Annotated in this window: 14 protein-coding genes; 6 read left to right on the top strand and 8 right to left on the bottom strand. The window is 60.7% G+C overall.

The features are described 5' to 3' along the window. Positions 1-55 precede the first annotated feature (55 nt). From HH800_RS18675 to HH800_RS18665, 3 genes are all read left to right on the top strand, one after another. A complete protein-coding gene (locus HH800_RS18675) occupies positions 56-715 on the top strand; it encodes an SOS response-associated peptidase family protein (protein WP_037522658.1) in 660 nt (219 codons plus the stop codon). A gap of 123 nt (positions 716-838) precedes the next feature. Then, the gene (locus tag HH800_RS18670) at positions 839-1486 is read left to right on the top strand and encodes an SOS response-associated peptidase (protein ID WP_080727361.1); all 648 of its coding nucleotides are present in this window, start codon (positions 839-841) and stop codon (positions 1484-1486) included. A gap of 8 nt (positions 1487-1494) precedes the next feature. Further along, positions 1495-1671 (top strand): DUF6961 family protein, encoded by a 177-nt coding sequence (locus tag HH800_RS18665; protein ID WP_155276519.1) that lies wholly within the window; start codon positions 1495-1497, stop codon positions 1669-1671. A 177-nt stretch (positions 1672-1848) separates the two neighbouring features. Here the strand turns inward: HH800_RS18665 and HH800_RS18660 are convergent, their stop codons facing one another. Continuing rightward, positions 1849-2466 (bottom strand): hypothetical protein, encoded by a 618-nt coding sequence (locus tag HH800_RS18660; protein WP_037522652.1) that lies wholly within the window; start codon positions 2464-2466, stop codon positions 1849-1851. Positions 2467-2889: 423 nt separating this feature from the next. Here HH800_RS18660 and HH800_RS18655 point away from each other — a divergent pair, with 423 nt between their 5' ends. Both HH800_RS18655 and HH800_RS18650 read left to right on the top strand, forming a co-directional pair. Next, positions 2890-3165 carry a hypothetical protein gene (locus tag HH800_RS18655; protein WP_017183551.1) on the top strand — a complete coding sequence of 92 codons (276 nt, stop codon included), beginning with the start codon at positions 2890-2892 and terminating at the stop codon, positions 3163-3165. A gap of 453 nt (positions 3166-3618) precedes the next feature. Continuing rightward, positions 3619-4464: a hypothetical protein gene (locus tag HH800_RS18650; RefSeq protein WP_010335866.1), complete on the top strand. Its 846-nt coding sequence runs from the start codon at positions 3619-3621 to the stop codon at positions 4462-4464. On the opposite strand, the gene HH800_RS18645 is transcribed toward HH800_RS18650, so the two are convergent. The 7 genes from HH800_RS18645 to HH800_RS18615 all read right to left on the bottom strand — a co-directional run bounded on the left by HH800_RS18645 (position 4436) and on the right by HH800_RS18615 (position 11156). Then, positions 4436-5518: a glycosyltransferase family 4 protein gene (locus HH800_RS18645; RefSeq protein WP_017183057.1), complete on the bottom strand. Its 1083-nt coding sequence runs from the start codon at positions 5516-5518 to the stop codon at positions 4436-4438. The two genes, HH800_RS18650 and HH800_RS18645, sit on opposite strands and share 29 nt — an antisense overlap. 5 nt (positions 5519-5523) lie before the next feature. Next, complete coding sequence (locus HH800_RS18640) at positions 5524-6825, bottom strand: lipopolysaccharide biosynthesis protein (RefSeq protein ID WP_037509322.1); 1302 nt, start codon at positions 6823-6825, stop codon at positions 5524-5526. After that, positions 6822-7610, bottom strand: a complete 789-nt coding sequence (locus tag HH800_RS18635) for a glycosyltransferase (protein WP_010335869.1) — start codon at positions 7608-7610, stop codon at positions 6822-6824. Before HH800_RS18635 ends, HH800_RS18640 begins: the two co-directional genes overlap by 4 nt. Continuing rightward, positions 7610-8806 carry a hypothetical protein gene (locus tag HH800_RS18630; protein ID WP_010335870.1) on the bottom strand — a complete coding sequence of 399 codons (1197 nt, stop codon included), beginning with the start codon at positions 8804-8806 and terminating at the stop codon, positions 7610-7612. The genes HH800_RS18635 and HH800_RS18630 overlap by 1 nt, the downstream gene beginning before the upstream one ends. Before the next feature lie 143 nt (positions 8807-8949). Then, entirely contained in the window at positions 8950-9108 is a 159-nt protein-coding gene (locus HH800_RS18625) for a hypothetical protein (RefSeq protein ID WP_017183059.1), read from the bottom strand. A gap of 1 nt (position 9109) precedes the next feature. Further along, entirely contained in the window at positions 9110-10492 is a 1383-nt protein-coding gene (locus HH800_RS18620) for a sensor histidine kinase (RefSeq protein WP_010335871.1), read from the bottom strand. Next, positions 10482-11156, bottom strand: coding sequence for a response regulator transcription factor (locus tag HH800_RS18615; protein WP_010335872.1), 675 nt, complete (start codon positions 11154-11156; stop codon positions 10482-10484). The genes HH800_RS18620 and HH800_RS18615 overlap by 11 nt, the downstream gene beginning before the upstream one ends. Before the next feature lie 160 nt (positions 11157-11316). On the opposite strand from HH800_RS18615, the gene HH800_RS18610 reads away from it, so the two are divergent. Continuing rightward, positions 11317-11634, top strand: a complete 318-nt coding sequence (locus HH800_RS18610) for a PepSY domain-containing protein (protein WP_010335873.1) — start codon at positions 11317-11319, stop codon at positions 11632-11634. Positions 11635-11702 lie beyond the last annotated feature (68 nt).

Raw genomic sequence — 11702 nt, 5'->3', positions numbered from 1 at the left:
TTCATATGTTCCATGTTAAGGAGATGGCTTCGAGTCCCGGCAAGGAGGTCCCATCATGTCACGGCTGCATTGCGCGCGGGCGAGCATCGCCGAGATCGCGGCGCACTTCGGGGTCGATCCCTTGCCGTCGGTCGCGGTACCTGAGGAGACGGTGGAAGGGCTGCCGGGGCTGGTCGTCTTCGAGAAAGGCGGCCGGCGCCTGTTGCGGTCCATGACATGGGGTTTTCCGCGCCTGACCAAGGATATGCGCGCGCGCGGCGAAGAAGCGGGGCGGATCGGCTTGGTCGCTGATCTCACCAACCCAATGTGGGAGGAGATGGTGGTCGATCCGCGCTATCGCTGCCTCATCGTGCTCACCCATTTTGCCAATCCCGATGGCGTGCCCGGTGCCAAGACCAGGACCTGGTTTTCGGTGAAGCGCCAGCCGATCATTGCCTGGGCCGGATTCTGCCGAAACCTGCTGAGCGAGGGGCCGGTCTATGCCGGCATGACGATGGAGGCCAATGCCGCGATTCCGCCGACCAACGACCGGATGCCGGTGCTGCTTGATCCCCATGACTATGACGCCTGGCTGCATGGCGGCATCCAGGATGTGATCCGGTTCCAGTTCCGTTCGCCCTTTGCGGCAGAACGGATGGAGGTGCAGCAAACCGAGGATAGCTGGCGCAGCAAGGCGCCGCCGCCCGGAACGCAGGCGCAGGCGCTTTTGCTGTAGTCGGGGCGAGAAATTTGCCGGCTATCCTGCCAGACAGGCGGCTTTCCCGTCTTTCGCGCCATGATAGGATGAAGCTGGAATCGCCAACTGCTCCAGCCGCTTCGTTCGAACAGGAGGTCAGCCATCTGCAATCTCTACACCGAGCGTCTGAGCGCTGCCGAGGTGGCCGCCCATTTCGGCGTCGCCAACCCGGTCATGTCCAATGCCGGTGACGAGGTCTATCCCGGCACGCCGGGCCTCGTGATCCGGGAGGAAGCCGGGCAGCGCATCATGCAGTCGATGACCTGGGGCTTCCCGTTGCGCCTCAAGGGCATGGCCCCGACGGCAAAGCCCAAGCCTGTCAACAATATTGCCGATCTCGCCAAGCCGATGTGGAAAGGCCTGGCGGCCAAGCCGCAATGGCGCTGCCTCATCCCGCTGACGGCCTTTGCCGAAGCGGAGGGTCAAAAGGGCGCTAAGACCCGGACCTGGTTCAATGTGAAGGGACAGCCGATCTTTGCATGGGCGGGGCTATGGCGCGTGAGCGATGAATGGGGGCCTGTCTATTCGGGCGTAATGACCGATTGCAACGAAGCCATCCGGCCTGTGCATGATCGCATGCCGGTGCTTCTCATGCCAGATGATTATGAGCGGTGGCTTCACGGCTCATTTGATGACGCCGTGTCATTTCAGGACCGCTGCTTTCCCGATGCGTTGATCGAGATGACGCGCACCAGCGAATTATGGGTGAAGAAGAAGTCGGTAGTGGTCGAAACTCCGTCGTTCCTGTGACGCGGGAGATGGAACGCTGGGCCGAAGCGCTGGCCGTGGATCGTCAATATGGCGCTGGGGCGGCGGAGTTCATCGCTGGACGCGTGAAAGATCTCGCCATCAAGGGTGACGAAGCCGGCGTCATGCGCTGGCTTGCAATCGCCGATTGCCTCGATGTCCTTGCGGCTGGAGGTACGATCCAGTGAGGTGGTGGCCGGGACGCATGGTTAGGCACCGAATTGCAGCTAGCTGAGCGAAGTGGACAATTCGAACGGACTGCAAATCCCTAAATTTGCCACAGACGAGGCTAGTGAGTTTGGTTTTTTACCCCTAGCCTCGTCTTCAGAAAAACGAATGCCTAAGTCATGGCATTCTAGTTTTCCTTAGGCTGCGCGCCCTTGGCTAAGGCCCGCATTATCTTTGAGGTCGCGCCTCATTCGGTTCACATAAGATTCGACATCAACCAGAATGGTGGGCGAGAAATGCTTCGCCATGTCCGCAGCCAACGCCGTCAATGACGCGTCTGTCGATTCGGCCGTCAAGATTACAGGGCTGAACGAATATTCGATCCGATGCGCATCTGGGTCGCCCACATCTACTTCGTCGCCTGCCTCGCAGAACGCGGTTTCGGCGGGCGCCTCTAGGATTTCAGCGACGGTGGAGAAACTGTGACCTGATACAAAGGAGTGGCAGATGTCCGAAATCTCCGCATCATCAGCATCTTCTTCCTCGATTTCAGCGAGGTAGGTCGTCAATTCTGGCAGCAGCTTATTCACGAGGTCGCGCGCCTCGCCTATGGTCGGTACTTCTCCGATTTGCCACATACTCATCTGGCCGTTGGCGACGTCGATCGGCATCGCACCTGGTTCGAACTGTTCGACCCAAGCTGCGCCATCGCGATGGTCGAGCAACAGATATACTGGCCAGTGGAGGCCAGGCAGGTTCGCGGGCGTGTAAAGTGCATGCACCTCCGCATCGCCAACACAATTTTCTGCTTTCATAAATTCTCCTTATCGTTTGTTAAATCACAGTTTTCTTCGGGATTGGGTTTTATCGCCGGTTTATCAAGGCGGTGGCAACAGCCCAGGCGGTAATGCGAGTGCCGGCGTTTGTTCAAACAGTGCTTCGAACTCGACAGTCGCGAATGTCCCAGGCTTTGCCTCTTCAAGGCCAGGAGAATTCGGATTTATGCGGTCACCTGTGTTTACCTCCGTGTCTTGATGTGACGAGACACTGATAGCAGCCGCGCAAATGCGGGACTTGAGGGGAGGTTAGAAAAGTTTCGGCGAGAAGACTCCCCTGTTTTCCAGGAGCTTCAGAAGTTACCGGCGGGCAGAATGAATGGGGAGTCAGAGAAGCGGTGCGCTATGAACAGCGGCAAAATCGACAATGACTCGGTGGACTGACGGGCCGACACGTTCGAGATGCTGGCCGATGATCTCCAGCGACACTGGACGCTCATCTTCAACGACTACCCCGACGTTGAGGACATACGCGTCATCGGGATAGATCTGACCCAGCGCGGTATCGACACCGGGGCGGCCAAAGCCGCGAAAGCCGCCAAGAAGGCGGCGAAGATGTCGGGGAAAATGGCGAAACCAAGCTCGGAAAAGGGTCATAAAAATGAAAGTAGCGAGGACAGTAGAAGCGCGGTGCGACCGAGCGTCACCGAACGTCCAGCTCATTGGATCGTTTGCTGAAAGCGGCCGGTCTGTAGCCGGCCAGAGCTGTGCGGCGGAGCTGGCGTAAGCGGCCCAGCGGCTACGCGCCCATCCCAGCCGTTCGGCTGAAGAAAACTCGCGCCTATGAGCGGTCAGTCCGGTTATGGCCAAGGCTGGGACAAAACCGACGTTCGCGAGCTGCGCCGGGAACGGCAGGTTCCCGTCCAACACCTGCCGTTCCTGAAGCACTGATGATCGTTTCCCGGAATGCGAGGGATGGCCGATTGCGGAATGGCAGCTTCTCGTCGGCCGAGATGCACTAGCTGCCAGTCCGGTTCCGGGTGGGAAATCATCGAGGCACGAAGCGTGCGATTGCCGTCGAGCATGGCCATCATCCCAGAGCAAGGGGGTAGCGGAATATTGGACCGATGTGCATAGCAAGTCATGCCCCGGCGCAAAGACATATGGAGATGCGGGATCGTCCATCAGCCGATGGCTGCAATCATCGCATCGGGCCGGATCGATAGCGCGTTGACATGGCTCCCGGAGGAGCCGGCATTCCAGTTTCTTGCCGATCCATTCGGATGGAGAGGTGCGGACGGAACGCTTCACATCTTTGCCGAGCATTATGATTATCGCCATCGTCATGGCACGATCATGCGCCTGTCGCTCGATGAGCATCTGTCGGTTGTCGAACGGCGCCTTTGCCTGAGTGAGCCCTGGCACCTGTCCTACCCCCAGATTTTCGCCGGCGAAGGTGCGACCTGGATGCTGCCCGAGGCGCATCGATCGGGCGCGCTGACGCTTTATCGCGACCATGGCGGCCTGGCTGACTGGCGGCCGGAACTGCGCATCGCACTGGACTGCGTTCCGGTCGATGCAACGATCCTCCATCATCAAGACCGCTGGTGGCTCTTTTATTCGCCGGCCACCTCAAAGCAGACAAAGATATCGCAGCTTCATATCGCCTGGGCCGAGCGCCTGGCGGGCCCCTGGATCGTGCATCCGCGCAATCCCGTGCGCGTCGATGTGACATCATCGCGCCCTGGTGGCTCGCCCCAGATCCTGTCCGGACATGTCGTTCTGCCGGTCCAAGACTGCAGCAGCACCTATGGCGGAGCCATCCGTCCTCTCTGGATCGACAGGCTGGATGAGGCGAATTTCAGCGCGAAAGCCGGCGACGCCATGCCGGTCCCATTGTCCGCCGGCGCCTATCGGGACGGCATGCACAGCCTGACCGCATGCGGGGAGATCAGCCTGGTCGATGTGAAGCGGATCGACCGATCCGCACGCGGGCTGGCGCTGGAAATCAGGCGTGCGCTTGGCGGATATGGGTGAGAATGGCTGTACCTGTTCTTTCGAAACGCTCTCTTGAGTAGCGCTGGTTCACCAGGTTTCGTGCGGCCTGCCCCATTTCTTCAAGCCTTGAAGGCGTAGCAAGCAGGGTCTCCAGCGCATGGGCGAGAGCATCAGTATCTGCCGGTGCGCAGGTCAGGCCGCTGACGCCCGGCATGATCGAATAGGGCATTTCCCCGACCGCTGAAGCGATCACCGGCAGCCCGGCCGCCATCGCCTCATGCGCGGCGATGCAAAAGCCTTCGGATCGTGACGGCTGAACATAGAGATGCAGTCCGGCGAGGAAGCTCTTGGGGGCATCGGTAAATCCGGCGAATTCGACATCGACCCCTGCGTTGCGAGCCAGCATCTCCAGGCGACCGCGCTCGCTCCCCTCACCCGCGATCGCCAGCGAGAATGGAGGCGTGGCAAGGCCCCGAGCCTTGATTTGCGCCAGGGCCGCGATCAAGATGTCATAGCCCTTGACCCGATGAAGCCGTCCCAAAGAACCGATGCGGATCGGCTCGCCGGCCTGCCATGGGGATGCCTGCGGCATGGCTGGATCGACGGCGTAGATGGGCCAGCAGCGTAGCCGCTCGTCCGGAACCTGGAGTCGATGCTGCGTCAGATCGGTGACGGACTGCGAATCCCCCACCCACAAAGCCGCCCTGGGCGCCAGGAGGCGCATCAGCCTTTCATTCCAGGGCTTGAGGAAGGCAGCATGCTGCCAGCAGACGACCGGAAGTCCGAGGGAAGGCCCGATAATGAGACCAAGGATCGTGGCACGGCTGAGCGACGTCCAGATATGGGTCGCGCCCCAGTCCATCAGTTCCCGCCGTAGCCACAAGGCGGCCGCCAGATGATCGCCTGTCCCGCCTTCCCGAACGCGCGGAAGCAGCCCCGCCTCGATAATCGCGGGCAAGCCGCGCCTGTCGCTTGGCCGAAGCGCGAACAACCGCACCTGCGCGCCGCCGGCGCGCAGCACGTCGGCTATGGCGGGCACGGGCTGCGCAGCGCCGCCGCCTTCGACCGAATTGATGACATAGGCAATGCGCATGCCGTTCACTGCGACAGGCTCCGGTGCCAGGCCAGGCCGCCCAGCAGGAGACTGGCAATCAGGGCCTGACCAACGGCCTGTATCCCTGCGCCCATCAGCCCGAACGACCCGAGCAACCAGGGCAGCGCCGGCAGGAAAATGAGGCTCGCAAAGAGGTTCGCGCTCATCGACAGGGCCGGATATCCCATAGCGGAAAGCGCAGAACTGCAGGGCGGTCCGACCAGCGCGATTACCCGCGCAATGATCAGAACCACCATGACCGCGCCGGCCGCCTGGAACGCGCTGCCCGCCAGCAGGGTAACCATCATGGTCGGGAAAAGCGCCGCCAGGATGACCACGGGCAAGGCCGCGGCGATCGCGATCAGAATGACGCGCACAAGCGTGCGGCGGAGCGGTGCGCCGCCTTGGCCGGAGGCAACCATCCCTGCCAGTTCGGCATAGGCGGTGTTCCCCAATATCTGTGCCGGCTGCGAGATGATCACGGTCGCGCGCTGGGCGACCGCGAAAAGCCCGGCGACGGCAGGCCCCATGACCCAGCCGACGATCAGCGGTGCGAGCCGCCCAGCCAGTTCCGCTAGCGTGACATCGGCATTGCTGGCCACCAGGAACCGCCAGATGCCGGCATTTTCGCTTGCCACATTACCCGCCTGTGGACGGATCAGGACCGCGCCCAGTCTTGTGTAGGCACAGATAAGCCCCATGCCCCAGAGTACCGCGAACTCGGCGATGGCGGCCAGCAGCCAGGCAGCGAGGAAGCCCTTGAGCCCCCAGCCGAACAGCAGCGCCAGCGAGGCTCCGCACAGGCGCACGAGCGGCTGGACCATATTGTGCAGGCCGATAAGGTCGAAGCGGTCGATCAGTTGCAGATAGCCCGCCGGCGTAGAGCGCACCGATCCCAGCACGGCGAAGCTGTAAGGAATGGCGAAAGCCATGGTTTCGGGCGGCCAGCCCAGATGTGGTCCGACCCAGGGCGCCAGCAGCATGGCGGCGATGATCGCCGCGACGCCGCCCGCCAGTTCGACCTTGGCACCGAAACGAAGCAGACGTGCGAGGCGGTGCGATGCCCCTTCCTGTCGCGCCTCCGCGCCATAGCGCACGATCGCCTGCCAGGCCGGAAATTCGACGATGCCGCATATCGCCGTCACATAGGCATGGACGAGAACCAATATGCCATAGTCATGCGGCCCCAGGGCGCGCGCGGCGATGACAAGATAGACGAGACTGATGAGCCCGGCGCCGGCCTTGCCGCCGAGCACAAGTCCCAATCCCCTGAAAATACGCCCTGTAACGGTTGCTCGTTCGATCATGGGCGTTGGGCAGGCCAGTCTTTCATGCGCAGGGCATCGCCCGTGCCGTTGCGTGCCGCAAGACGCCGGCCGAGGAAAGTGTAGAAATACCAGTCCAGGGCAAATCGCGGCGTGTAGCGGTAGATCAGCCGTTCGGCCCGTGTCCAGCTTACGGCCTTGCGGCATGATCGCCGCGCTGAGGGAAAACAGACATGATCCCGGTCGTAGATGGCGCGGCCATGCGTCATCACGCGATGCACGATTTCATGATCCTCAAGGACATAGGGCCATCGTTTGGCGTCGAAGCCGCCTGCTGCCCGCAAGGCATCCGTGCGATAGGCCTGGGCATAGCCACCGGCATGACATTTCGCCGAGAAACGTCGGCTCTTGCGCAGGATGAAATCGGTCCGTTTTCGTGACTCAGCGCTCTCCAGCGGCGCATAAAGGTCGATGGCCATCACCGAGGCCGCTTCCGGATCGCCCGTAAACAGGTCGAGGATGCGCTTTACATAGTCGATCGGATATTCCGTGTCCGCATCACAGATCGCCACAAAGGCGGTCTCAACCCTCGACAGGCCAAGCGCCATGGCGTGAATTTTCCCGGGGGTCGGGCACGACAATATCTCTGCCCTGGATCCGAGAGATCGGGCTGCCTCGCGCGCTTGTTCGGTGCCGTTGTCAGTCGAGCCATTGTCGATAAGAAGCAGTCGGAAACGAATATCACTTTGAATCGCAAGGGTCTGAACCGTCTTGTCGATCCAGCCTTCCTCATTGAAGAAAGGCAGAATGATGGTCAGCGAGGACATCAGGCAGCACGAAAATTGCTGAAGCCAACGACGTTGCCTCGGCGCTTGTCTGCAAGCTGCGTGATGACCGCCGCTGCCCGGTCTGACGACGGTCGGCCGTCCAGATCGAAGCTGTCGGCGAACAGATTCTCCTGAATGGCTTGGTAGTGATCGCGATGCAGACCATTTGCGCGGGCGAGAGCCGGGCCAAGATCCTTGGGATCCGAGATGACTTCGCCGGCTCGCCAGTGCGCAAAGTTCGGATCCCCCCGCCAGTCGATGCCATGGCTGTTGAGAAACACACAGGGTCGCGGACGCAGCAGAAATTCATAGACCTGGCTACTCGCGTCGCCCAGATAGACATCGGCGATCAGCGTATAGCTCATATCGGTCGATGCCCGGCTGCCGAGGTCAATATGGATATTGTCGCCATGCAGAAAGCGCTTCGCGATGGTCCCCGGGCGATTGACGCTCAACTTGTCTATCGTGACTACGAACGGCCTTTCGAAGAGCATTACATGGGGTGCAAAAATAAGCTCTTGCGCATCCCGCTCGACGAAATGATCGAGCACCTGTCTGCCATGCTTGTACCAGGAAGAAAGATGCGGCGAGCAGTGCGGATTATATAAAATGATCGGCCGCTCGCGGGAAAAATGCTGGGTTCTGCCCGCCTGCCGAACAAGATCGAATTTGGGATAGCCCACGATGCTGATGGTAGAGGGATCAATCCCGGCTTCAGCGATCAGCCGGCGACGGATCTTCTCGCCCGAACACAGAACATGGTCGAACCCGGCACTGGCCTTGTCAAAGCCGATCGCACGATCGCCCGCGCCATGACGCGTATGAATCATGAAGAGCTTGTCGAGGCCATAGCGCTTCTTGAGGAGCAGAGATGTCTTCTCCGCCACGACAAGCATGTCCAGGCTACGGAAAAATTCGAGATTGTCCCGATAGAGCAGCAATTTCCTGGCCGGGATCATGCTGCCCAGCATCCCGACAAGCCGCTCCGACCGCGTCGTCAGGCCGAGTTCGACATGCTGGATCCTTGATCCCAGTAACGGTCCCGCCAACCGCCGCACCTCATGGGCCAGGCGATCATTTGTTGTTGCGATGATGATCTCGCCGGCAAAACCGCCCGCAGCGAGTGAAATCGCTATGGGCAGGCTGTGGGCCAGTTGGTGGATCTGATCATGGTTGAACAGGAAGCCGATGCGCATGGGGCGCTGACGCCGTGGCACTGGAGCCACCTCAGCTCACGAACGAAAAATATTTGCGGAAGGCGCCATCCGATGAGTTTTGCGATCTGGAGCTTCGTTCTCTCCATATTCTGTACGATTGGCCCGTTGATAGCAGGGCGCTTTCAGACCTGTGGCTTGAAGGTCAGTTGCTGCGGGCAATTACCTTCAATGCCATTCCGGCGTTGCTGCTTTCCGCCATTTGCGCCGTTCGTTCCGTCCTGCAGAATATCCGGCAAGCCGTTGCGCAGACCCGACCTGATCGCATCGACGGGCGATGCCATATCATCCTTGGGGCTGAAGCGTCGGAAAGGTGACTTGCACACACATGCCGGCACTATCCTCACAGATTGTGCAATGTGCTTGATGCAAGTTCGCTATCGCGGCCACGAGCGCCAGCCCCAATCCGGAGCCCTCGGTGTTGCGACTGGCATCCAGGCGATAGAAGCGACCGAACACCTTTTCCCGCTCGTCTGCTGGTATGCCTGGGCCATCATCGCAGATCTCGATGACAGGCGAAGTATCCTGATAGCGGAGTCGTGAGGTGATCCGTGTGCCGGCAGGCGTATGAACGAGGGCGTTTTCGATGAGGTTGATCACCAATTGGGTAAGCAACTCGCCATCGCCATGGATCAGAATATTTCCGGCATGGTCGGCAAGGAGATGGTGGTCGCCATCTTCCGCAACAGGCTCATAGAGTTGCTGGATCCGATCCATGAGTTCGCTCAAATCCACGGCCTTGAACCGCCTGCGCCCAATTCCTCCCTCCACGGTGCCAATGCGCAGAAGGGCGTTGAATGTGGCAAGCAGGCCCGATGTCTGTGCCAGCGCTGCCTCCACTGCCGCCGGCTCGATCGGATCGGCATCCCGCATCTGCTCCAGTTGCTGGTGCAGCCTTGTGAGGGGGGTACGCAGGTCGTGGGCTATGTCGGTGGAAACCTGGCGGAGGGCCTCCATAGCCGCCTCGTTGCGATCGAGCATGATGTTGAGATTGTGGGCGAGCCCGTCAAATTCCGGGCCAAAGCCGATCATCGGCAATCGCTCCTCCCGCTCGCCTTCGACAATCCGGCTTACCGCCAGATTTACGCGTTCCAGGCGCCGCAGGAATAGGACGGCCGCCAGGAAACCGCCCACCAGAACGAACAGCGTAATGCCCACCCCGCTGAGCAGGGTGAAGGCAAGGAGGCGACTGCGCAGATCCAGCACATCGAAATTGTCGGTGGCGACGACCAGCGTCAGGCCGTCCGGTAGGCTCGTCCCCAGCGCCGTCAGCGTCTCCAACCGACCGCTGACCGGGCCGCTGTCATGCTCAACCATTTCGAGCGCATATGTGCCAACCCGGGCCGCGCTGACCGGCAGGTCGCCGGCAAGACGCCGCCGCTGCGCATCGACCAGCAGATAGTGAAATTGCGCGTCATCGCCCACGCTCTGGTGGCGCGCGATGGCATCGGTCAGGCCCGATTGTCCTAGCTGCGCATATTCGCCGCCAAGGATGGCAACTTCCGCCTTCAATCGGCCGCTCGTCGCCTCGGCTGCATAATGTCCAATCTGGCTCCGAACAGTGAACAGAAGTGCCCCAGCCCCGATCGCAAAGATCAGGGCCAGCAGCACGGCAAATCGAAACGCCGCGCTACGCAAGGGCGCACGCAGCACGGCTTCAAACGTCATCGATACGATATCCCGCCCCGCGCACGGTCTGGATCAGTTCCCTGCCAAATCCGCGATCGACCTTGGCGCGCAGCCGACTGACATGGCTTTCGATGATGTTGGTTCTCGGATCAAAATGGAATGACCAGACATTTTCGAGGAGCATCGTCCTTGTGACGATCTCCCCGGCATGCAGCATCAGATATTCGAGCAGCTTGAATTCCTGCGCCTGCAATTCGATCCGATTACCGCCTCGGAGCACCGTTCGCTTGATCCTGTCCAGGCTGAGATCGGAGACCTCAAGAACGGAAACTGTTTCGGCGATGGGCGGACGACGCGCCAGCGCATTGACGCGGGCAAGCAGTTCGGTCGCGGCGAAAGGTTTGGCGAGATAGTCATCTGCGCCCGCTTCAAGCCCCTCGACGCGGTCTTCGACGCCATTCATGGCGGTGAGGAACAGGGCTGGCGCTCTCACGCCAGCTGCGCGCAGCGCTTTCAAGACCGCCAATCCGTCAAGGCCCGGTACCATTCGGTCGAGAATGAGGACGGCATGGTCCCCGCTTGATCCCAGGAAGATCGCATCGCGGCCATTGTCGCACACATCCAGCACATGACCGGCAGCAGTCAGGACGCGCTCGAGATGGACGCGCGTCGTTTCATCATCCTCGAGCAGCAGCAGCTTCATCGCCCGTCCTCATCGCACGATCCTGGTCTTCAACAGAAGGATTTTGCTTCATCTTCCTTCGTCCCCGCAAGTTGGGGATTATCAATGTTCGCGTCACGCTGCGCGAAACTGGCGACCGCTAGAGCGGGTAATGCGCAGATTCGCGCAGGAGGATATCGCCATGAAAAGGATGCCAACCGCCCTGGCGGCTGCCCTGATTGGCAGCATTGCCACGATGCTGCCCGCCGCGCCCGCTGCAAAACTCAAGGGCAGCCAATATGCTGCTCAATCCAAGCTCTCGCTCGCTGCTGCGCGGATGGCGGCGCTCAAGCTGCGCCCCGGCACGATAACCGATCAGGAACTGGAAAAGGAAAAGGGCGGCAGCGGACTGCGCTATTCCTTCGACATCATGAGCAAGGGACGGGCCTATGAAGTGGGCATCGACGCCGTGACGGGCAAACCGCTCGAAAATGTGCCTGAAGGCCATAACCCGGATTGAGCGCCTGGTACCGGGCCAGGCCAACCGGCCCGGTCGCTCCATAAACAGGGGTCAGCCTTCTCATGCCA

Origin of the sequence: Sphingobium yanoikuyae (assembly GCF_013001025.1) — a bacterium.
In the GTDB taxonomy this organism is placed as follows: domain Bacteria; phylum Pseudomonadota; class Alphaproteobacteria; order Sphingomonadales; family Sphingomonadaceae; genus Sphingobium; species Sphingobium yanoikuyae_A.
This window is presented reverse-complemented; position numbering and strand designations above follow the sequence as displayed.